The 20967-nt window shown below is 59.1% G+C and carries 18 protein-coding genes and 1 riboswitch; of the genes, 12 read left to right on the top strand and 6 right to left on the bottom strand.

All coding sequences use genetic code 11. From position 1 onward, the window contains the following. Positions 1 to 2: 2 nt before the first annotated feature. The 4 genes from ACOYW0_RS25750 to ACOYW0_RS25735 all read right to left on the bottom strand — a co-directional run bounded on the left by ACOYW0_RS25750 (position 3) and on the right by ACOYW0_RS25735 (position 4693). A complete protein-coding gene (locus ACOYW0_RS25750) occupies positions 3 to 1667 on the bottom strand; it encodes a transporter substrate-binding domain-containing protein (protein ID WP_482416542.1) in 1665 nt (554 codons plus the stop codon). Further along, positions 1667 to 2986 (bottom strand): tRNA (N(6)-L-threonylcarbamoyladenosine(37)-C(2))-methylthiotransferase MtaB, encoded by a 1320-nt coding sequence (gene mtaB / locus ACOYW0_RS25745; RefSeq protein ID WP_482416541.1) that lies wholly within the window; start codon positions 2984 to 2986, stop codon positions 1667 to 1669. Before mtaB ends, ACOYW0_RS25750 begins: the two co-directional genes overlap by 1 nt. A 178-nt stretch (positions 2987 to 3164) precedes the next feature. Continuing rightward, positions 3165 to 4268 (bottom strand): tRNA 2-thiouridine(34) synthase MnmA, encoded by a 1104-nt coding sequence (gene mnmA, locus ACOYW0_RS25740; RefSeq protein ID WP_482416540.1) that lies wholly within the window; start codon positions 4266 to 4268, stop codon positions 3165 to 3167. Further along, positions 4268 to 4693: an NIL domain-containing protein gene (locus ACOYW0_RS25735; RefSeq protein WP_482416539.1), complete on the bottom strand. Its 426-nt coding sequence runs from the start codon at positions 4691 to 4693 to the stop codon at positions 4268 to 4270. Before ACOYW0_RS25735 ends, mnmA begins: the two co-directional genes overlap by 1 nt. Before the next feature lie 443 nt (positions 4694 to 5136). Here ACOYW0_RS25735 and ACOYW0_RS25730 point away from each other — a divergent pair, with 443 nt between their 5' ends. The 8 genes from ACOYW0_RS25730 (at position 5137) to ACOYW0_RS25695 (ending at position 14185) form a co-directional block, all read left to right on the top strand. Further along, a complete protein-coding gene (locus ACOYW0_RS25730; RefSeq protein WP_482416538.1) occupies positions 5137 to 6630 on the top strand; it encodes an ATP-binding protein in 1494 nt (497 codons plus the stop codon). Then, complete coding sequence (locus ACOYW0_RS25725; RefSeq protein WP_482416537.1) at positions 6617 to 7996, top strand: sigma-54-dependent transcriptional regulator; 1380 nt, start codon at positions 6617 to 6619, stop codon at positions 7994 to 7996. The genes ACOYW0_RS25730 and ACOYW0_RS25725 overlap by 14 nt, the downstream gene beginning before the upstream one ends. 268 nt (positions 7997 to 8264) lie before the next feature. Continuing rightward, on the top strand, positions 8265 to 9593 hold the full coding sequence (locus ACOYW0_RS25720; protein ID WP_482416536.1) for a short-chain fatty acid transporter: 1329 nt from the start codon (positions 8265 to 8267) through the stop codon (positions 9591 to 9593). A 57-nt stretch (positions 9594 to 9650) separates the two neighbouring features. After that, entirely contained in the window at positions 9651 to 10316 is a 666-nt protein-coding gene (locus ACOYW0_RS25715) for a CoA transferase subunit A (protein WP_482416535.1), read from the top strand. Next, entirely contained in the window at positions 10309 to 10971 is a 663-nt protein-coding gene (locus ACOYW0_RS25710; RefSeq protein ID WP_180141331.1) for a 3-oxoacid CoA-transferase subunit B, read from the top strand. Before ACOYW0_RS25715 ends, ACOYW0_RS25710 begins: the two co-directional genes overlap by 8 nt. Before the next feature lie 263 nt (positions 10972 to 11234). Next, the gene (locus tag ACOYW0_RS25705) at positions 11235 to 11444 is read left to right on the top strand and encodes a hypothetical protein (protein ID WP_482416534.1); all 210 of its coding nucleotides are present in this window, start codon (positions 11235 to 11237) and stop codon (positions 11442 to 11444) included. 57 nt (positions 11445 to 11501) lie between these two features. Beyond that, positions 11502 to 12437, top strand: a complete 936-nt coding sequence (locus ACOYW0_RS25700; protein WP_482416533.1) for a metal ABC transporter solute-binding protein, Zn/Mn family — start codon at positions 11502 to 11504, stop codon at positions 12435 to 12437. 452 nt (positions 12438 to 12889) lie between these two features. Further along, on the top strand, positions 12890 to 14185 hold the full coding sequence (locus ACOYW0_RS25695; RefSeq protein ID WP_482416532.1) for a sensor domain-containing diguanylate cyclase: 1296 nt from the start codon (positions 12890 to 12892) through the stop codon (positions 14183 to 14185). Between the two features lie 118 nt (positions 14186 to 14303). On the opposite strand, the gene ACOYW0_RS25690 is transcribed toward ACOYW0_RS25695, so the two are convergent. Next, positions 14304 to 14990, bottom strand: coding sequence for an AAA family ATPase (locus ACOYW0_RS25690; RefSeq protein WP_180141340.1), 687 nt, complete (start codon positions 14988 to 14990; stop codon positions 14304 to 14306). Positions 14991 to 15111: 121 nt separating this feature from the next. Beyond that, positions 15112 to 17196, bottom strand: coding sequence for an elongation factor G (gene fusA, locus ACOYW0_RS25685; protein ID WP_482416531.1), 2085 nt, complete (start codon positions 17194 to 17196; stop codon positions 15112 to 15114). Between the two features lie 673 nt (positions 17197 to 17869). Continuing rightward, positions 17870 to 17972, top strand: a riboswitch (TPP riboswitch). Between the two features lie 285 nt (positions 17973 to 18257). Between fusA and thiS the strand changes: the two genes are divergently transcribed. From thiS to thiF, 4 genes are read left to right on the top strand one after another with little or no spacing between them, the layout of a single operon-like run. Further along, a complete protein-coding gene (gene thiS, locus ACOYW0_RS25680; protein ID WP_482416530.1) occupies positions 18258 to 18458 on the top strand; it encodes a sulfur carrier protein ThiS in 201 nt (66 codons plus the stop codon). After that, positions 18458 to 19237: a thiazole synthase gene (locus tag ACOYW0_RS25675; RefSeq protein ID WP_180141346.1), complete on the top strand. Its 780-nt coding sequence runs from the start codon at positions 18458 to 18460 to the stop codon at positions 19235 to 19237. The genes thiS and ACOYW0_RS25675 overlap by 1 nt, the downstream gene beginning before the upstream one ends. Further along, on the top strand, positions 19237 to 20337 hold the full coding sequence (thiH, locus tag ACOYW0_RS25670) for a 2-iminoacetate synthase ThiH (protein WP_482416529.1): 1101 nt from the start codon (positions 19237 to 19239) through the stop codon (positions 20335 to 20337). Before ACOYW0_RS25675 ends, thiH begins: the two co-directional genes overlap by 1 nt. Next, positions 20337 to 20960, top strand: a complete 624-nt coding sequence (gene thiF / locus ACOYW0_RS25665) for a sulfur carrier protein ThiS adenylyltransferase ThiF (protein ID WP_482416528.1) — start codon at positions 20337 to 20339, stop codon at positions 20958 to 20960. Before thiH ends, thiF begins: the two co-directional genes overlap by 1 nt. Positions 20961 to 20967: the final 7 nt, after the last annotated feature.

Here is a 20967-nt window from a genome sequence, read left to right as displayed (position 1 = left end):
GGTTACTCCTTGTCCAGGGCGGGGAGTTCAAGGGTGGCGGTGGTGCCCCGGCCCGGCTGGGATTCGAAGGTCAGGTTGCCTTCATGGTTTCTGACAATGCCCGCCGAAACCGACAATCCGAGGCCGGTGCCGCCCACCGACCGCTTGGTGGTGAAGAAGGGATCAGTGAGGTGGTCCAGATGCTCGGGATCGATGCCCGACCCTTCATCGGTCACCGACAGGGTGACGATGCCTTTGGCCGAGTCGCTGTCGGTTTTCAAGAGGATGGCGGATTCCGTGGATTCCAGGGCCTGGCAGGCGTTGAGCAACAGGTTGATCACCACCTGTTCGATGCGCTGGGGGTTGGCCTGGATGGGGGGAAGGCCTTCACGGAGTTCCACGCCCAGGTGGCGGGTGGACTTCTCCACGGTGGGCCGGACAAGCCTCAGGGCATTGACGGCGATGGTGTTGAGGTTGGTCTCTTCCTTTTCATCGTCGCTCTGTCTGGAGAAATCCCGGAGGTCCTCCACAATGGTTTTGATGTGGCGTGCGGCGTCGTTGGTCTCGTCCAGGATCAGGGGGATCTCGTCTCGCATGCGGGAGTAGGGAAGGCCCGCCACCTTGAAATCGCCGTGTTCCCTGTAGTGCTGCTCCAGCACGGGGTGCATCTCCTTGAAGGCGGCCACCAGCAAGGGGATGTTGAGCAGGAGGAGGCCGTTGGGGTTGTTGAGCTCGTGGGCGATGCCCGAGACCAGAAAACCAAGGGAGGTCATTTTATCGGCCTGGAGGAGCTGCTTCTGCCGGGTCTCCAGCTCCCGGGTGCGCAGGGCCACCTCCCGTTTGAGGGTCCGGGACCACAGGATGTTGCCGATGACCACCATGGCCATGAAGGTGAAGAGCAAACCGGCTGCGATGATAAGTTTTCGGGTGGGGATCCCCGGGGAGAGGACCCCGAGCCATCGGTTGTGGATCTCCCGGAGGCGGCCGGTTTTTTTCAGGATGGCAAGGCCCTCGCTGATCTGCGCCATCAGCTCGGTGTTGTCCTTTAAGGTGGCGTAGCAGTAGAGCTGCACCGCCACGGGGTTTCCACGCTTGCGGATGTTGGAGAGCTTGTGTTCCCGGATGTAATAGAGACCGGGCAGGTTGGCCACAATGGCGTAGTCGTAGGCACCGGACGCCACCATGCGCAGGGCGTCGGTCTGGTAAGGAACGGGCACCGGGGTGATGGACAGGGGGCTCTGCCTTAAGGTCTCGTGCATGATCCCGTCATGCTGAACAAGGACCTGCTTATACGCCAGGTGGGAGAGGCTGCCCACCCCCAGGGTCTCTTCCCGGGTAAAGATGGAGTGGTGGATCAGGGTGTAGGCCTGGGAAAACTCATACCGGCGTGCCCGCTCGTCCGAGTAGGAGATGCCCTGCATCACATCCACCTCTCCTTTTTTAAAGGCCTCCATGATCTCTTCCCAGGGGCCCAGGCGAATCTCGATCTCCATGCCCATGACCTCGGCAAGAGCCCGGGTCAGCTCCACGGTAAAGCCCGTGGGGTTCCCGTCCTGATCCAGGAACTCGTAGGGTGGGTACTGGGCGTCTCCCCCGAAGACGATGCGCTCCGGGGGGGCTGCCTGGGCCAGGGTTCCGGCCAGGAGCAGGATAAGACACGCCATGGAAAAGAGACCGCGCCGAATCATCAGCTCTCCTCTTGTCTCCCCGTGAGGTGGCCGTCGGGGGTGACGGCCTCCAGAGTCACCGGCACCAGCTGGTTCATGAGGCTGTCGTCCCCTTCAAACTGCACCGGGATGTAGTTTGAGGTCACCCCTTTGAGAAGACCCGTCTGATGGTCCCGCTCTCGCTCAACGAGCACCTCGGCGCGGGTTCCCACGGCCGCTTCCATGAACCGTTTTTTTGCGGCCTGGCCGATGGAGCGCACGCGTGCCGTGCGGTGCTTCATGGTCTCTTTGTCGAGGCGTCCGTCAAAGGTGGCTGCAGGGGTCTTTGCCCGTGGGGAGAAGGGAAAGACGTGGAGATAGGCCAGGGGCAGGGACTCTAAGAACGCGCAGGTGTTCTCGAACTGCTCTTCGGTCTCACCGGGAAAGCCAATGATGACGTCCGCGCCGATGGCTGCCGACGGGGAAAGAGCGTGGATCCGGGTTACCAGCTCGCGGAAACGCTCGGTGGTGTATGGGCGCTTCATGCGGGAGAGCACGGTGTCGTCCCCGCTTTGAAGGGGAATGTGGACATGGTCGCAGTAGAAGGGAGACCCGGTGATGATGTCAATGACCTCGTCGGTGATCTCCATGGGCTCCATGGAACTCAGGCGGATCCGCTTCACCGCTTTTTCCTCTGCCAGGCGCTTGAGCAGGGCGTAAAAGCTGGTGGGGGGGGTGAGGTCCTGGCCGTAGCAGCCGATGTGGATGCCGGTGAGCACCACCTCCTGGTACCCGCGGGCCCCAAGGGACGCCAGCCGGGAAACGGCCTCGGCCATGGGCATGCTGCGGGAGCGGCCCCGGGTGTGGGGCACGATGCAGTAGGAGCAGAAGGCGTTGCAGCCGTCCTGGACCTTCAGCAAGGGGCGGGTGCGGGTGCCCAGGGCGTCAACGTCAATGCCTTTGAACTCGGTCTCCCGGCAGCTCTTGTTCCGGTCCTCGGAGAAGTGGGCCTCTCCTTTTTCAACGAGAGCGATGATCAGCTCGGGGAGCTTGTGTTTTTCCGTGTGGCTGATGACGGCGTCCACGCCGTCGATCTTTTCGACCTCTTCGGCTTCGGTCTGGGCGTAGCACCCGGTGACCACCATTTTGGCGGAGGGGTTTTTCCGAATGGTCTGGCGGATGTGGTTCCGCGACTCCACCGAGGCTTTGCCGGTGACGGTGCAGGTGTTGATGATGCAGACGTCGGCGTCTGCGGGCTTTTGGGTTTCCTGCCAGCCCCGGGAGGTAAGGGCCATGCCCACGGCGTCGGATTCAAACCGATTCACCTTGCAGCCCAGGGTGTTGATGAAATAGCGTGGCATAATATCGACCTGTGATGGTCGCCATGATCACATGGCGATGGTGTTTGGGTATAAAAGCGCAACGTGTCCCTGCATCGTCCGTTGGTCGGGCGTGCAAAGGGAAAAAACGTCGCAGAAAAGCTGCCCCCCGGCAGAGCCGCCGGAGGTCATGTTGATCATTGTACTCAATTCATGATCTTTAACGGGTAATCCACCCTCCGCCCAGGACCTCGTCCCCTGCGTAGAACACGATCCCCTGGCCCGGGGTCACCGCGGACTGCGGGAAGTCGAACATTACGGTGGCTCCCTCACGGCTCGGGTCCAGCTCGATGCGACAAAGGCTTTCCTTGTGGCTGTAGCGGATTTTGCAGGTGGCCTCAAAGGAGTCACTGGCCGGTGGGCGGATCCAGTTGATTCGGGCCACCGTGCAGGTCTCGGACAAGAGGTCCTCTTTTTTGCCCACCACCAGGCGGTTTGCCTCGGGCTCCAGGGCCAGGACGTAGTAGGGGTAAGGGCCCGGGCAGTTGATGCCCCGGCGCTGGCCCACGGTAAACCCGTGGAGGCCCAGGTGCCGTCCGACCTCGGTGCCGTCCGGGGTCACGATGGGGCCCGGCTCCATGGCAAAGCCGGGGCGGGACAGGAGAAAGGCTTTGTAATCGCCGTCCTGAATAAAGCAGATATCCTGGCTCTCTCCCTTGGCAAAGGAGGTAAGCCCTTCCAGAGCGGCCTCTTTCTTGATCTCTTCCTTGCGCAGGCCTCCCAAGGGAAACACGGCCTTTGCAAGACGCTCCGGTGGCACCATGGCAAGGAAATAGGACTGGTCCTTGAAAGGGTCTTCCCCTTTTAAAAGGTGAAGGCCGCCATCCTCGTCGGTGCGGGTGCGGACATAATGGCCAGTGGCAAGGTCCCGGGCGCCTAAGGATTCGGCCACGTCCAGTAGGTAACCGAATTTGACCGTGGGGTTGCAGAGAAGGCAGGGGTTGGGGGTGAGCCCGTCCCGGTACGCCTTTTCAAAATGGGAGACCACCTCTGCCTCGAACCGATCTCTGATGTCGATGATGTGGATGGGGATGTCGAGCTGCTCCGCCACGTGGTTCATGGCGGGGATAGCCACCCGGCAGCTTTCCGAATGAAGGGTCAGCTGCGGGGACGGGCTTACGGCCTGGTGCGCCGACCTTACGGGCTCGTAGCCGGTGATAAAATGGATGCCGACCACCTTGTGGCCTGCCTTTTTGAGACGCCAGGCCGCATACAGGGAGTCGATGCCGCCGCTTACTGCGACGGCTGTGGTGTGGCTGTTCATCAGAAGAAATTCTTGTCCTTGGGATTGGCCTTCATGGCGTTGGACGGGCAGGTGGGAACACAGAGTTCACAGGCGCTGCATTTTTCAAGGTCGAAGATCACCTCCATGGAGGGACGCTCGATGGCCAGTGCCCCGGTGGGGCAGACGGCAGTGCAGGCCCCGCAGTGGGTGCATCGCGCCTCGTCGCGGGTCACTTCCTGATCCGAGCGGCTCACCTTGATGCCCTTGCTTTTCAGGTATTCCAATCCGTTTTTGAAGTTTTCCCGGGTGCCCTTCAGCTCAAGAACCATGATCCCTTCCCGACGGGGGAAGATGTTGGCATGCAGGATGGCAAAGGTCAGTTCATAGTCTCTGGCAAGGTAGCAGACCACCGGCTCTGGGGAGGCCTCCTTGGGGAACTTAAGAATCAATATTTTTGATTGCACGGGTCGGGTCTCCGAGGTTGTTGCTCTGGTAAAAAAGTTCACCGGCGAATCGATTTCGGTTCACACCGGCTCATGGGGACGCGACGATTCCCGCAGGTCAGATGGGCCTCAGGCCCTTCGGATGTCCGGGGTAATGGGGTCGGTCCCTGATTGTAAAGCTCTCTATCGTACCGGGTCTGGTGGGGGGTGTCAATATCGCCACGGCCTCCCTGTATCGGCTCAATGCTCATATGTTCGGCTGTCTGTTGAGTTTTGTAGTCGTTGTTTTTTAAGGAAAACAATTTCTGGTATTTATTGGGCAAATATCGGTCATGGGGGTGTGAAAAGTGTTTACAAGCACAGGGCCCTTGGGTTTAATAGAAATAAGGTGCCGTTTTTGACTGCGGCTCCAGGCTGAAGCGTCCCAAACGGCAACCCCCCATTACCCCAACGGCTGTGTTTGCATGAGACGTATACCCATCCGGATTTTCATCTTTCTTTTTGTCTCCATTATCATTGCGATTTCTTCCATCGGCACCGGGTTTGTCCTGATGCGCGAGGCAGAACACTCCCTGCTTCAGGAAAAGCAGCGCAAGCTCTTTGCCCTGACCCGCATGCTGGACGCCAGTCTGGCCGGATCCTTTGAATCCATCCTTGAGGCCGATGGCCTGACCACGGTTTCCCGGGCCGCCCGCATCGGTGCTTTGAACCGACGGCTCAGGGAGATCACGGATCGGGTGGCCCTGTCCGAGCCCGGGGTGGGGGTGGGGTACTACTCGAGGGATCTGGACGCCATCATCACCTACGGTCCCAGCAAAACCCTGGGCCACAAAGTGGGGCAGAGCATCAGTGCGGATCACAAGGGGCGGTTTGTCATGACCACGGGCATGGCACGGGTACAGACCGCCGCCCTGGTTCGCGGTGAGATCATGAACTGCATGCTCCCCATCAACAGGGACGGTGAGGTCATCGGCTACATCTGGGCCAATGAGCTCATGGACGACATCAACGACCAGATCCGCAAGATGCTCTATCGTTTTTATGTGGCCATTGCCGCCGGTATCATTTTTTCCTTTGCCGGTACGGCGTTTATCGCCCATGCCGTGGGGCTTAGGATTCGGGAGATCAAGCGGGGCATAAAGGCCATTGAAACCGATGTCACCCACCGCATCGCCCCCATGGGCGGAGAGCTGGGGGAGGTTGCCGTTTCGGTCAACGAGTTTGCAGAAGTGCTGGAGTCCAGGCGGCGCCTGGAAGAGCAGATGCAGAGAACAGACCGCCTGGCCGCACTGGGGGAAATTGCAGCAGGCGTGGCCCATGAGATCCGAAACCCCATGACCTCCATCAAAGGGTTTGTCCAGCTCATTGAAACCGGCATGGAGGCCGGTGACCCAAGGCGCAAATACACGGGCATTGTCACGGCGGAGGTAGATCGCCTCAACAAGATGGTCCGGGAGCTTCTCTACTATGCCCGACCATCCGAATCCCTGAAGCTGGCCGTGGACATCAACGGCATCCTGACCGATACCCTGCTTCTGGTGAATCTCAACGCCAGCCGCCAGGATGTGCAGGTCGAGACCGTTTATGGAGAGGGCCTGCCCCAGGTGGTGGTGGACCAGGAGCAGATGAAACAGGTCTTTCTCAATATTTTGATCAACGCGGTGCAGGCGGTGGGACCCCGGGGGCATGTCCGTGTGGAGAGCCTGGTCGTTGACCGGGGCGTTGCCGTGGTGGTGGAAGACAACGGAAAGGGCATTGACCCTTCACAGGTCCCGCGGCTGTTCGACCCCTTTTTTACGACACGGAGCAACGGCACTGGCCTGGGTCTTGCAGTCGTGCAGAAGATTGTGGACCTCCATCACGGGGTGGTGGAGGTGGAGAGCCGGCCGGGCAAGGGGACCCGGTTTGCGGTGGTGTTGCCTGTGAAGACCAGAGGGGAGGCCCATGGGAACGGATAAAAAACGCGTGCTGGTGGTGGATGATGAGGCCCATGTTCGGATTCTCCTGTGCGAGGTCCTTAAAATGGAGGGATTTGCCTGTGTGGATGCGGTCAACGGCAAGGATGCCCTGGCGCGCATGGAGGCGGAGTCGGTGGACCTTGTGCTCATGGACATCCGCATGCCGGAGATGGACGGCATGGAGGCCTTTCGTGTGATGCGGGACGCCTGGCCCGAGGTGCCGGTAATCATGACCACGGCCTTTGCCGGGGTGGACACCGCCGTGGAGGCCATGAAGCTGGGGGCGTACAACTACATCTCCAAGCCCTTCAACAACGAGGAGATCATCCTCAATGTCCGGCGCGCCCTGGAGATTCAGAGCCTGACCCGTGAGGTGGAAGACCTGCGGCGGGTGGTGAGGACCCGGTACTCCATCAACAACATCATCGGCACATCGGCCGGTATGCAGGAGGTGTTTAAAAACATCGGCCGGGTGGCCCCCACCAACTCCACGGTGCTCATCCAGGGCGAGAGCGGCACGGGCAAGGAGCTGGTGGCCCGGGCCATTCACTACAACAGCCGTCGGAGCCAGGGGCCCCTGGTGAATCTCAACTGCGCCGCCATCCCCGAAGGGCTCCTTGAGAGCGAGCTCTTCGGCCATGAAAAGGGTGCCTTCACAGGGGCAGTGGGGCCCCATCCCGGCAAGTTTGAACTGGCGGCGGGCGGAACCATTTTTCTCGATGAAATCAGTGAGATGAGCCCGAACCTTCAGGCAAAGCTTTTGCGTGTTCTTCAGGACCGGACCTTTCAGCGCGTGGGGGGAACCCGGACCCTTGATGCCGATGTCCGGGTGATCGCAGCCTCCAACAAGGACCTTGCCGAGGCCATCCGCCAGGGGAGCTTCCGGGAAGACCTCTACTACCGCCTCAACGTGGTTCTGCTGGATATCCCGCCGCTGCGGGATCGGCGGGAAGACATCCCCCTTCTTGTGGATCATTTTATTGCACGGTCCAACAAGGAGACGGGTAAACAGGTCCAGCAGATCTCCCACGGGGCCCTGGACCAGCTCATGGCCTATCCCTGGCCCGGGAACGTGCGTGAGCTCGAAAATGCCGTGGAGCGGGCCGTGGTCATGGGGCAGGGTGGGGTGATCATGGCCGAAGACCTGCCTGTCTCGCTCCGCGGCGGAGCCCCTGGCACGGCAGGGGCCGGGGTGCCGGGGCAGGGAAGCTCCCTGAAGGAGAAGATGGACGCCGTGGAGGCGGACATCCTGCAACGCGCCCTGGACGACACCGGCTGGAACCGTGTGAAAACAGCCGATATGCTGAAGATGAGCCGCAAGGCATTGATTTATAAAATTGATAAGTACGGATTGACACAACACTGACGGTTCATCTCTTTTCGATCTCCTCTGCTTGACAGGGCTGTGTAAACCTTACACAGCCCTCTCCCGAAGTTTGCACACCTTTTCGATTTATCCTCCTGATCAGATACCTGGGCTATATCTGTATCCTTCATTAAACAGGGCTGTTGTGGCTGATGTTCACGGATTGGCATGCATGGTGCTAACCCTGTGGCAAGAGTTGGGTTTAACTGTGGGTGCGCCACCGTCACAAGGGTGTTTCGGGCCGCATCACAACAAGGGAGGAATCACCATGATAAGAGGTCTCGCTGCCTTTTTCAGCAAAATCGTCCGTCGCTGGCTGCCGGATGCGTTTCTGTTTGCCGCCATCCTGACGTTTCTCGTTTTTATCTTCGGCATGATCTTTCAGGGCCAGTCCCCTGTCTCCATGGTCAAGTACTGGGGGGAGGGGTTCTGGAAACTCCTCGCCTTTGCCATGCAGATGGTGCTGGTGCTGGTCACCGGCCACACCCTGGCACGGACTCAGCTGGTGGAGTCGTTTTTGAAGGCCATCGCAGGGGTGGCTAAAACACCGTCCCAGGCCATTACGGTGACCACCTTCGTGGCCCTGGTGGCCTGTTGGGTCAACTGGGGGTTCGGTTTGATCGTGGGCGCACTCCTGGCCCGTGAGATGGTCAAAAAGGTCAAGGGGGTCCACTACGGTCTCCTCGTGGCCTCGGCCTATACCGGTTTCATTGTCTGGCATGCCGGGCTCTCCGGGTCCATTCCCCTGAAGGTGGCCGATGCCAAGGGCTTCATGGCTCAGATCACCGGGGGCATGCAGATCCCCGTATCCGAAACGATCTTTTCCTGGCAGAGTCTTTTGATCTGCGTGATCCTCCTTGCCTCCCTTCCCATCATCAACCGAATGATGATGCCCAAGGCCGAGGATGTGGTGGAGGTCGATCCCGCCCTCTTTGCCGATGAGCACGAAGAAGAGCCCCTGAAGCCCCGATCCGAGATGACGCCTGCCGAACGGCTGGAGAACTCCATGGTGATCTCCATGCTCCTGGGCGCTATGGGTTTCGGATACATCATCTACTACTTTGCCACCGGCGGCAAGCTGGGGCTCAACAGCGTGAACCTCATCTTTCTCTTTGCCGGTATTATCCTTCACAAGACCCCGGCCAAGTACCTTCGCGTGATGAACGACGCCATCAAGAACACCGGCGGCATCGTGCTGCAGTTCCCCCTGTACGCAGGCATCATGGGGATGATGGTCCATTCCGGCCTGGCCGCCTCCATCTCCCAGTGGTTTGTGGAGGTCTCCACGGTCACCACCTTCCCCTTCTTCACGTATCTTTCCGCAGGCATCGTCAACTTCTTCGTGCCCTCCGGCGGCGGTCAGTGGGCCGTCCAGGGCCCCATTGTGATGCCAGCTGCACAAGAGCTGGGGGTTCCCCTGGGGAAAGCGGCCATGGCCATTGCCTGGGGTGATGCCTGGACCAACATGATTCAGCCTTTCTGGGCCCTGCCCCTCCTGGGGATCGCCGGGCTCACCATCCGGGACATCATGGGCTACTGCACCGTGGCCCTGCTCTGGGGAGGTCTTGTTACCTCGGTGGTGCTGATGTTCCTTTAACAACGCTTACGCTTCAAGACTTTGAGGACATATCTAACGGCCTTTGGAGGCATAACGATGAACAAGGTAAAGACGCTGGACCAGGCGGTCCGGAGCATAAAAAACGATGATGTGATTATGGTCGGCGGGTTTATGACCGTCGGCACCCCTGAGCTGCTCGTGGACGCGGTGGTGGCCAAAAACCTGACCGGCCTGACCATCGTCTGCAATGACGCCGGCGTCCCCGGGAAAGGGGCAGGCAAGTTCGTGCGCCAGGGGTCGGTGAAAACCTTTTACGCCTCCCACGTGGGGCTCAATCCCGAGTTCGGCAAGGCCATGACCGAAGGCCGCATTGAAGCCATTCTCGTGCCCCAGGGCACCCTGGCTGAGCGAATCCGTGCAGCCGGTGTGGGCCTCGGTGGTATCCTGACCCCCACGGGGGTGGGCACCGAGGTGGAGAACGGAAAGAAAAAAATCGAGGTGGACGGGCGAGCCTATCTTCTGGAGCCCCCCATCAAAGGGGACGTGGCTCTGATCAAGGCCCACAGGGCGGACCGGGCCGGCAACGTGATCTTTCGCAAGTCGGCCCAGAACTTCAACCCCCTGATGGCCATGGCCTGTGAGTATGTTGTTGTGGAAGCCGAGCACATTGAGGACACCGGGACCATGGATCCCGACCATGTCATGCTTCCGGGGATTTTTGTGGACGCCGTTGTACAGGCAGGGGAGGTGAAACATGGCTGATAAACCCACAGGCAGAGAACTCATTGCCCGGCGCATTGCCCGGGAGTTCAAGGATGGCGACATCGTGAACCTCGGCATCGGCATGCCCACCCTGGTGGCCAACTATATCCCCGACGGGGTGGAGGTGCTTCTGCAATCCGAAAACGGGTTCATCGGCATCGGCCCGGCACCGGCGGAAGGGGAGGCAGACCCGGATCTCATCAACGCCGGGAACCAGCCTGTCACCATTCTGCCCGGTGGTTGCTTTTTTGACAGCGCCACTTCCTTCGGCATCATCCGGGGCGGGCACATTGATGCCACGGTCCTCGGGACCCTTGAGGTGGATCAGGAGGGCAACATCGCCAACTACATCATCCCCGGGAAAATGGTCCCCGGCATGGGGGGCGCCATGGACCTGTGCACCGGGGCAAAAAAGGTGATCATTGCAACGGATCACACCAATCGCAAAGGAGAGTCAAAGATCCTCATGCGGTGCAACCTGCCGCTCACAGCGGTTAAGGAAGCCAACCTGATCGTCACGGAGCTGGCCGTCATGGAGGTTGTCGAAGGCGGCCTCCTGCTCAAAGAGACCGCTCCGGGGGTCAGCGTGGAAGAGGTGCTCGCAAAGACCGAGGCCGTGCTGATTGTCCCGGATACCGTGGGGTCCATGGCCTGAGGACTCCCAGTCTCCCACCGGTAGGTCTCTGAAATCGGGGGAGCCCCAGGAGCGGGCTCCCCCTCCCATCCTCTCTGCTTTTGTTCTTTCACCGCTGTTTTTTCATCCTGACTTTCTGTTGACATTTCGCTATGAACGGATCATTTTGCAATGGCACACTCTAGTTATGATGTGCCGTTCCCGGTTTTGAAGGGGCTGTGACCGCTTCGGAGACAGCTCTTGCCTGCCTTATTTCCGCCAACCCATTGGAAAGGATTTCGAACATGATGAAGAAGCATGTGGTGATTATGGCTGCTGCGTGTGTGGTGGCCCTTTTTGTTGCCTGCTCCGGTGACGGGAAGAAGGAGGAGGACACCCGGATGTACGATGCGCAGCGAGATGCCCTTGAGCAGGCCCGGGAAGTGGAATCTGTGTTGCAGAAGGCAGAGGATGACAGGCGCCGGGAGATCAAGGAGATGGAAAAAGACCACTGAAGGCAATCTTGTGACAAGTGGTGCGGCCGTAAAAGAAACAGACCTTAAGGAGGGAAGATGAAAACGTGGGTGAAATGGGTTGCTGGTGTGATTTTTTTGAGTCTGCCCTTAAGGGCGGTTGCAGGCGAAAAGGCGGTGACGGCATTTGTCAGTATTCCGCCCCAGAAGGTCTTTGTGGAGCGCATCGGTGGAGATCGGGTTGAGGTAAAGGTGCTGCTTACCCCCGGGGAGAGCCCTGCCATGTATCGTCCCAAACCCTCCGTGATAGCCGGGCTTGGTGGCGCAGACCTTTTTTTCCGCATGGGGGTTCCCTATGAAACCCACCTCATGCCCAAGATCACGAGCATGTCCGGAAACCTTCAGGTGGTGGATACCCGAAAAGGGGTGCCCCTGCTGGCCATGGCCCGTGACCATCATCACCATGACGGGGATCACCACCACCACCATGATCACCACGAGGCATCGGGGCATCACGACCGCCACGATGAGTACGAAGGCATGGATCCCCACATCTGGCTGGACCCGGGCAGGGTTCGGATCCAGGCCGTGACCATGCGGGACGCCCTCATCGCCCTGGACCCGTCCGGCCGATCGGTTTACGAGGCCGGGTGTGCTGCCCTGCTTCAGGACCTGGACGCCCTGGACGCTCAGATTGCCCGGGCGCTTGCCCCCATTAAAGGTGAGACCCTTTACGTGTTTCATCCGGCCTTCGGGTACTTTGCCGATGCCTACGGGCTGGTTCAAAAGGCCGTGGAGGTGGAAGGGAAGAGTCCCAAGGGCAAGGCCCTTTCACGGTACATTGCACAGGCAAGGGCAGATGGGGTTCGCGTGATTTTTGTTCAGCCCCAATTTGATCGCCACACCGCGGAAAAGGTGGCGGCCGCCGTTGACGGGGCGGTGGTTCCCCTGGACCCCCTGGCGGAGGATTACTTTGGAAACCTCGGTAAAATTGCCGATGCCGTGTCCCGGGGGTTGAAAAAACAGGGCGAGTAAGCAAGGCCCTTGTCATGCTCCATGACAGGGATGGGGGCATGGCAGGCCCATGAATTCACCGTGTTGCTGGGCAGAGATGCCTTTGTGGCCGGGATGGGGGATCCGCAGGGGCGGTGCTCATTTTGCTTGAGCATCGCCCTCTTTATTTATGCTCTCTTTGCCATGGGGCAGTTATTGTGGTAGGTCTTTCCTTGGTTTGGGTGGTTTTTGAACAGGGAACGTTCAAACAGACACGTTGAGCGGCTGCCGGTCTTTTTGGGGGGAGGTAATCCCGGTTTTATTTCTCGATATGATGGGCGGGACCGCTCGGGGCTCGGGGTGTGTACCCGGGCTACGGCAGGCAGGGCCTGGTCTGGAGGGAAAGGGTGCTGGAAAAATGGCTTGTAAAGGACGGTGGTTGCTGCTCAGGTGAGTTTCACCGGGCCACAGGAAGAGGGGAGGGGAAGGGTGCCATGCCGGCTCACCTCCTTCTTCAGGCCAAAGCGGGGGTTGCGAGCATCGGGCTGGAACCAGATGGGTCCATTTCTCAGTGGGAGGCTTCGGCCGAGGCATTGTTCGGTTATGACGCGTCTCGGATGATCGGCCGTGAGGTGACCTCCCTGGTTCCGTCTCCGGAGGAGGGGGATACTCTCAAGGGCTTTTTAAAGGCGTGCCTCCGGGGCGCATGCGTCTCCGACGTGTCCACGGCCTGCGTGACCCGGCAGGGGGATATGTGTTTCTGTCGCTGGTATGCGGTGCCCGCACTCCGGGAGTCCGGTGAAACCGGCCTGGCCGTCATGGTCAAGGACGTCACGGCCCAGACCCTGGCCGTCAATGAGCTCAACCGGGCCAGAAGCCAGGCCAGGAGCCTCTTCAGCAGTTCTCCCATCGGTATCTTCCAGGCAGACATCAAAGGCCGCATTCTTGTGGTCAATCCCGAACTCTCCTGGATGCTCGGATATGAATCCCCCACCCATCTCACAGAAAGCCTTCAGAATGTCTCCTGTCTCTTTTCCGATCCGCTCCAGGCTGAATCGTTTCTTTTTCAACTCTACGAAGGGGAGCAGCTCAACCGGTTTCGCTGTCAGCTGCGCAGGCGGGAAGGGGGGCTGACCTGGGCCTTGTGCTACGGCCAGGTTACCCGCAATGCCAAGGAACGCGTGAACGGATTTTACGGGTTCTGCATCAATATCTCCATGACCGTGCGCGTGGAGCAGGAGCTCAAGCGCGTCAACGAAGAGCTGCGCAGGGCGTCCATCATGGATGCCACCACCGGCATTGCCAACCGGGGGCACTTCGACGAATGCATTGTGACGGAGTGGAACCGCCATCTCCGTGAGCAATCGGAACTCTCCCTTATCCTTTGCGACATCGATCATTTCAAACGCTACAACGACACACACGGCCATCAGGCCGGTGACCATTGCCTGGCCCGGGTGGCCGAAGCCCTTGTCTCCTGTGCCCGCCGACCCGGAGATCTCGTGGCACGTTACGGGGGAGAGGAGTTTGTGGTGATTCTGCCCAGTACCGACCTCAATGGGGCACGGCACCTGGCCGAGACCATGCGGTGCTGCATTGAGGGGCTGGCTGTGACGAATGAACGGGCCGACCTCGTAACCCACGTCACCCTGAGCCTGGGCGTGGCTGCCATGACTCCCCACGGTGGGACCCGGGAGGCAGAGCTTGTGCACATGGCTGACGAAGCGCTATACAGGGCCAAAGAACTCGGTCGGAATCACTGTGTGGTCTGGGGGGAAGCGGAGGTATAGGAATTGTTTCCCTGACGGGAAAGAGGCTCGGATGGCATCAAAATAAAAAAGGCACCCCGTTTCGGGGTGCCTTTTTTGCGTCCGTAATCCAAGAACAATCCCCTTAAAGGGGATTGGCTTAGCGGATAATCATGGTCTCAGGGTCGAGGACGGCGGACTCTTTGTCTGCCTTGGAGCCTTTGACAGCTTTGACATAGATGGTGTTGTTCTCCGGAACGATCTGGAGCAGGGTGGAGAAGATATCGTCCACGCCGCCGAGCTGAACGGGCAGGCCGTTTTCAGCAAGAGCTTCGTGGCGGTGGGTCTTGACGGTGAAGAGGGCAAAGTAACCCATGCGTGAGGCAAGGGCCTTGAGCTCTTCCATGTCTTCGCGACCCTTCTCTTCAAAGGGGTACCCGTCTATGATCATCATGTCGGGGTTGAACAGGTCCTGCTCGACGAGGTCGTTGATGCGTTCTTCCAGGCGGGCCATGGAGAAGCCATCCACATTCATGGTCAGGATCATGCGGTTGGGAAGGATCTCGTCGTAGGCTGACTGAGGCTCTTCCACACGATTCAGATCCGCCAGGTTGGCGAACATTTCGTTGTACCAGACGCTGACCTTGTTGACGGGTTCCTCCAGGCTGACGTGGAGAACTTTCTTGCCGCAAGCCATGGCGTGGAGCGCCATCTGAACAACCAGGGAGGTCTTGCCGAGACCGGCACGAGCCATAACGGCACCGAGCTCTCCTCCGTTGATCATGTCATCGCAATCGATGCCCAGTGCACCGAAGGGGTTCCTGAAGATCAATTCTTTTTTTGTCATAGTATCCTCTCTCGTCGCTGAGGTTCGAACTCAAAAATGACCCCATGGTGTCAACCCGGCAGTCTCCTCCAACCAAAAATCGGATGTTCGGATATGCTGCCGGGTGATGTGTTCCATCAGGCTATTTGGCAGCTTTCTCTTCGTTCACTTTCTTTACGATCTCTTCCGACACGGAGGAGGGCACGGTCTTGTACGTGCTGAACTCCATGGTGTACTGGGCTTTGCCCTGGGTGGAAGAGCGCAGAACGGTTGAGAAACCGAACATCTCAGCGAGGGGAACCTGAGCTTCGATACGGCTCATGGTCCCTTCGTCCTGAGAACCAAGGATAATACCACGGCGCTGGTTAATCAAGCCCATACATGGGCCCTGGAACTCATTGGGGCTTTCGATCTCGACCTTCATGATGGGTTCCTGGATAACAGGCTTGGCTTTTTCATAGGCCTGTTTGAAGGCACCCTTGGCCGCAGCCTGGAAGGCCATCTCCGAGGAGTCCACCGCGTGGAAGCCGCCGTCCTCAAGGGTAACGGCAATACCGGTAACGGGGAACTCAAGCTTGGGCCCTTTGGCCATGCAGCTTTCGAAGCCCTTCTCACAAGAGGGGATGAACTGGGTGGGGATACGACCGCCCACAACCTTGCTCTCGAAGGAGAACTGCTCGTCTTCGAGGGGCTCGATGTAACCCATGACTTTACCGAACTGACCGGAACCACCGGTCTGCTTCTTGTGGGTGTAGTCGAACTCAGCGCGGCGCGTGATGGTCTCACGGTAGGCAACGCGGGGCTGACCGGTTTCCACTTCAGCGTTGTACTCACGCTTCATTCGCTCGACGTATACTTCGAGGTGAAGCTCGCCCATGCCCTCGATGATGGTCTCGTTGGTCTCATCATCGATGAAGGAGCGGAAGGTGGGGTCCTCTTTGGTGAAACGGTTGAGGGCCTTGCTCATGTTGATCTGAGCTTTGTTGTCCTTGGGCGTGATGGACAGGGAGATAACGGGCTCGGGCACGAACATACTCATCATGGAGTAGTTGACCGCGGAGTCAACAAAGGTGTCGCCGGAAGCACAGTCAACGCCGAAGAGGGCGCCGATGTAACCAGCCGGGATCTCGTTGATGTCCTCCATGTCTGAGGCGTGCATACGGACCAGACGACCGATCTTGATCTTACGGCCGTTCTTGGCGTTGTTCACGGTGTCGCCTTTTTTCAGGGAGCCCTGGTACACACGGATGTATGTCAGCTGCCCGTACTGCCCGTCTTCAAGTTTGAAGGCCAGGGCCACGGTGGGCTTCTCGGAATCCCCTTCGAGAACCACGGGAGCCTCTTCGTTGTCGAGGTCCAGGGCTTCGTTGGTGATATCGTCAGGGGTAGGCAGGTAACGGGTTACCGCGTCCAGAAGGGGCTGAATCGCTTTGTTCTTGTAAGCGGAGCCCATGAAAACGGGGGTGATCTGGCGCTCAATGGTGCCGATGCGGACCGCGTCAACGATCATCTCGTCGGTGATCTCAGCCTCTTCGAGGATGGCGTCGGTGAGGGCCTCGGAGAAGAGGGAGGCCTGGTCGATGAGCTCTTCACGCTTGGCCTGTGCCTCGTCGAGGAGCTCAGCGGGGATCTCTTCCACGCGGATGTTTTCACCGTTGTCGCCGTCGAAGTAGTAGGCTTTCATGGCGATGAGGTCCACCACGCCCTGGAGGTTGTCCTCAAGGCCGATGGGAATCTGCATGGCAACAGCGTTGTGACCGAGCTTTTCGTTGAGCTGCTCGATAACGCGGAAGGGGTTGGCGCCGCTTCGGTCGCACTTGTTGACGAAGGCGATACAGGGAACCTTGTAGCGCTTCATCTGGGCATCAACGGTGATGGACTGTGACTGGACACCGGCCACAGAGCAGAGAACCAGGATGGCACCGTCAAGAACACGCAGGGAGCGCTCTACTTCGATGGTGAAGTCGACGTGGCCGGGGGTGTCGATGATGTTGACCTCGTGGCCCTTCCATTCACAGTAGGTGGCAGCCGAGGCAATGGTAATGCCCCTCTCCTTTTCGAGTTCCATGGAGTCCATGGTGGCGCCGACGCCGTCTTTGCCCTTTACGTCATGGATGGCATGAATCCTGTCGGTGTAAAAGAGAATGCGCTCGGTCAGGGTGGTCTTCCCGGAGTCGATGTGGGCGCTGATGCCTATGTTTCTAACTTTCTGCAAGTCGGTCTTCATTGTCACGTATCCTTCTTGAAAAAACGATCGAGGCAGCACATGACAACCCAAAAGGGAATGAAGACGTATCATTCCCTGTCCGGTGGGTGTAAGTCACACGTTACCCCGGTTTAACGAGCCTTTCCAGATTTTGCTCATGGTGGTTTGTTTGCTTAGACCAGACAAAAGGCCGGCGTCAGGAGCAATCAAGGGCACCGAATATATACAAAAGCATACGATTGTCAATCTTAAATTCTCATGAGGGAACCTTTTTTTCTCCGAAAACGGGTGCGGCAAGGGGAAAAGTGGACGCAAAAGGGAACGGAGAAGGCGCTGAAATCGAGAGATCCGGAGGTTTCCGGTGCAGGGATCTGAGGGGGTGAAAAGGTGCTTTGAAAAATGATAAAAAGTGGCCCCAAGTCTTGAAATCTTCAATAGTTATACTGGAATGGTACCTCCGGGTCAATGGGGTAAAACAGGGGTGGTTCGGAAAGCCCGACCCGGCAGCCGCCCATGGGGAGGGCACCGGTGTCGGAAAAATCATCGGCCTGCGTGGGTGCTGAGCCGTGAAAACAGGCTCTGGACGACCTGCAGGCACTCCCGGGAGTCGTTGCGGAACCCTTCGTCCACAGCCTCGTCGGTTTTCCTTGCGCGGGCGGGGCGGATGATGCTAAAAGAATCTCACAATCAGTTGTAACTTTGCTGGGGGTGCCCTTAACCGGGCTGAGACGGAGATATTCCAACCCTTTGAACCTGACGCAGTTTGTACTGCCGTAGGGAAGCCACATACACGATTTTTGTCGCGGCGCTTCAAAGCCCCCCGACACCTCACGTATCAGGCTGCCTGCGGGCGGCCTTTTTTTTTGGCCGCTCGCGGTCCGGTACCTGGCCCAGGCTCACAGGCCTCGGTGCCGCTCCGGAATCATCGGTCCTGCGCCTTGGAAACCCTTTCCTTGGTATCTCCCCTTCATACAAGAATACCTGTCCTCCAGCTTATGGCCCTGGTTCGGTGTGCCTGTGGCGCGGTTTTTGTCTGCGTTTACGGTCCATGCGCGTTTCCGGGGTTTTCAGGAGGTGTGTCTATGATGGTAAACGGCAGCGAAGAGAGCCTGTCCCAAGGTAATATGACCTTGGAGCGGTTCCTGGAGCACAAAGGGCTTCACCCCGGCAGTGTCGTGGTGGAGCGAAACGGCGAGGTGGTGGAGCGGTCCCGGTTCGGGGCGGTGACACTGAGCGAAACCGATAAACTTGAGATCCTGCGATTTGTGGGAGGGGGGTGCTGATGGACGATTGTTTTCAAATTGGGGGAAGAGAGTTTTCAAGCCGGCTTTTCATCGGAACCGGGAAATACCCAGCCGACGGCCTGATCCCCGACGTGTGCGAGGCTTCCGGCGCCCAGGTGATCACCGTGGCCCTGCGCCGTGTGGATTTTGCCTCGGAGACCGACAACGTGATGAAGCACATTCCCGAGAACATGGTGCTCCTTCCCAACACCTCCGGCGCACGAAACGCTGAAGAAGCGGTGCGCATCGCCCGCCTTGCCCGGGCCGCCGGGTGCGGGGACTGGATCAAGATCGAGGTGATCAGCGACCAGCGCTACCTGCTTCCGGACAACCTGGAAACCACAAAGGCCACGGAGATCCTTGCAGCAGAGGGGTTCCATGTTTTTCCGTACATGAACCCGGATCTCATGGATGCCCGGCGCATGGTTGATGCCGGGGCCGCCGCGGTCATGCCCCTGGGTGCTCCCATCGGCACCAACCGGGGGATTCGGACCCGTGAGATGATACGGATCCTCATCGATGAGATCTCCCTTCCCATTATTGTGGATGCGGGCATCGGAAAGCCTTCCCAGGCGTGCGAAGCCATGGAGATGGGGGCTGCTGCCTGCCTCGTCAACACGGCCATTGCCTCTTCCAGTGATCCTGTGTCCATGGGGCGTGCCTTTGGCCGGGCCGTTGACGCCGGACGTGCTGCGTACCTTGCAGGCCTTGGTTCGACACGCAAAGAGGCATCGGCCTCCTCACCCCTTACCGGGTTCCTCGGGCAGGGGAGGGCGTGATGGGCTTTTTCGATATATGGAAGTCCCTGGACCCGGACGAGACCCTTGCCCGCATCAACGGAGCCACGGAGCGTGACGTGCAAGCCGCCCTGGACGCACACAAATGTTCGGTAGATCATTTAATGGCCCTTTTGTCTCCGGCGGCGGTGCCTTTCCTTGAGGCAATGGCCCAAAAAGCCCACGAGTCGACCCTGCGCCATTTTGGCCGACAGATCCTGTTGTTTACTCCCATCTATATCTCCAACCACTGTATCAACCAGTGTGTTTACTGCGGGTTCAACGCCAAGAACAAGATCCACCGGCGCCAGCTGAGCCTGGAAGAGGTGGAGTTCGAGGCTGCGGCCATTGCCGAGACCGGGCTCAAACACATTCTCCTGTTGACCGGCGAGGCACCCAACGTGGCGACCCCCGCCTACATCGAGGAGAGCCTGGCCATCATCTCCAAATACTTTACGTCGGTGGGGATTGAGATCTACCCCGTGGACGAGGATGGGTATGCCCGGTTTGTGAATGCCGGGGCCGACAGCCTCACCGTGTATCAGGAGACCTACAACGAAGATCTCTACAAGACCCTGCACCCGGCCGGACCCAAGCGGGATTTCAGGTTTCGACTGGAGGCCCTGGAGCGGGGAGCCCGGGCCAGGATGCGCGGGATCAATCTTGGCGGGCTCCTGGGTCTGGACCACTGGCGACGCGAGGCCTTTTTCACGGCCATGCACGCCGACTGGATCATGACCACCTTCCCCGAGGTGGAGCTGGGCCTTTCCCTTCCTCGCATGCGCCCCCACGCCGGATGTTATGAACCGGCCCATATTGTATCGGATACCGACATCGTCCAGGCCATGACCGCCTTCCGGCTCTTTTTGCCCCGGGCCGGGATCACCCTGTCCACTCGGGAGAGCGCTGCGTTTCGCGACAACGTGCTTCCCCTGGGCATTACCCGCCTGTCGGCAGGTTCCTGCACATCCGTGGGAAGCCATACCGAAGAGGAGGGCTCCGGCCAGTTCGATATCAATGACGAACGGAGCGTGGTGGAGATGGACGCCAACTTAAGGGGGCGCGGGTACCAGCCCGTGTACCAGGACTGGAGGATGCACTGATGGACACCCTCGGAGGGGCCCTTGTGAGCCGCGTGGGTAAAGATCCCATGGAGCGCGTCTCTTCGGCCTGCATCGGTATTGCAGGGGCGGGGGGGCTGGGGTCCAATTGTGCCATGCACCTGGTGCGCATGGGGTTCCGTCACCTCGTCATCGCCGATTTTGACCGGGTGGAGCCCTCCAACCTCAACCGGCAGTTTTTTTTCGCCCGCCAGGTGGGAGAGAGCAAGGTGGAGGCCCTGAAAGAGAATCTGGTCGCCATCGAGCCGGAGGCAGAGGTTAAAACCCACTGCGTGCAGGTGACCGGCGAGAACATCGGGGGGCTCTTTGACGGCTGCGATGCCGTGGTGGAGGCCTTTGACCGGGTGGAAGCCAAGCAGCTCCTGGTGGAGCGATACCTGGCACGCGGGACCTTTCTCGTGGCCGCCTCCGGCATCGGCGGCTGGGGAGATGCCGATCGCATCGTGACCCGGAAGATCACCCCCACCTGTTATGTGGTGGGGGACGGGGTCACTGAAGCGGATGATACAGCCCCACCCATGTCTGCGGTGGTTTCTATTGCGGCGGCCAAGCAGGCGGATTTGGTATTTGGTTGGGTGGTGAATGGGGGAAGGATAAAGGCTTAAGGCTAAG

The organism is Desulfoluna sp. HI9BLuna (assembly GCF_056829775.1).
The sequence above is the reverse complement of the archived record's forward strand: the minus strand, read 5'-3'. Positions and strand labels throughout refer to the sequence as shown.

What these genes read in the sequence shown, in the direction of transcription:
- ACOYW0_RS25750 (WP_482416542.1), bottom strand. Translation starts at nt 1,667, where the DNA reads ATGATTCGGCGCGGTCTCTTTTCCATGGCGTGTCTTATCCTGCTCCTG.
- mtaB (WP_482416541.1), bottom strand. Translation starts at nt 2,986, where the DNA reads ATGCCACGCTATTTCATCAACACCCTGGGCTGCAAGGTGAATCGGTTT.
- mnmA (WP_482416540.1), bottom strand. Translation starts at nt 4,268, where the DNA reads ATGAACAGCCACACCACAGCCGTCGCAGTAAGCGGCGGCATCGACTCC.
- ACOYW0_RS25730 (WP_482416538.1), top strand. Translation starts at nt 5,137, where the DNA reads ATGAGACGTATACCCATCCGGATTTTCATCTTTCTTTTTGTCTCCATT.
- ACOYW0_RS25725 (WP_482416537.1), top strand. Translation starts at nt 6,617, where the DNA reads ATGGGAACGGATAAAAAACGCGTGCTGGTGGTGGATGATGAGGCCCAT.
- ACOYW0_RS25720 (WP_482416536.1), top strand. Translation starts at nt 8,265, where the DNA reads ATGATAAGAGGTCTCGCTGCCTTTTTCAGCAAAATCGTCCGTCGCTGG.
- ACOYW0_RS25715 (WP_482416535.1), top strand. Translation starts at nt 9,651, where the DNA reads ATGAACAAGGTAAAGACGCTGGACCAGGCGGTCCGGAGCATAAAAAAC.
- ACOYW0_RS25710 (WP_180141331.1), top strand. Translation starts at nt 10,309, where the DNA reads ATGGCTGATAAACCCACAGGCAGAGAACTCATTGCCCGGCGCATTGCC.
- ACOYW0_RS25705 (WP_482416534.1), top strand. Translation starts at nt 11,235, where the DNA reads ATGATGAAGAAGCATGTGGTGATTATGGCTGCTGCGTGTGTGGTGGCC.
- ACOYW0_RS25700 (WP_482416533.1), top strand. Translation starts at nt 11,502, where the DNA reads ATGAAAACGTGGGTGAAATGGGTTGCTGGTGTGATTTTTTTGAGTCTG.
- ACOYW0_RS25695 (WP_482416532.1), top strand. Translation starts at nt 12,890, where the DNA reads ATGCCGGCTCACCTCCTTCTTCAGGCCAAAGCGGGGGTTGCGAGCATC.
- ACOYW0_RS25690 (WP_180141340.1), bottom strand. Translation starts at nt 14,990, where the DNA reads ATGACAAAAAAAGAATTGATCTTCAGGAACCCCTTCGGTGCACTGGGC.
- fusA (WP_482416531.1), bottom strand. Translation starts at nt 17,196, where the DNA reads ATGAAGACCGACTTGCAGAAAGTTAGAAACATAGGCATCAGCGCCCAC.
- thiS (WP_482416530.1), top strand. Translation starts at nt 18,258, where the DNA reads ATGATGGTAAACGGCAGCGAAGAGAGCCTGTCCCAAGGTAATATGACC.
- ACOYW0_RS25675 (WP_180141346.1), top strand. Translation starts at nt 18,458, where the DNA reads ATGGACGATTGTTTTCAAATTGGGGGAAGAGAGTTTTCAAGCCGGCTT.
- thiH (WP_482416529.1), top strand. Translation starts at nt 19,237, where the DNA reads ATGGGCTTTTTCGATATATGGAAGTCCCTGGACCCGGACGAGACCCTT.
- thiF (WP_482416528.1), top strand. Translation starts at nt 20,337, where the DNA reads ATGGACACCCTCGGAGGGGCCCTTGTGAGCCGCGTGGGTAAAGATCCC.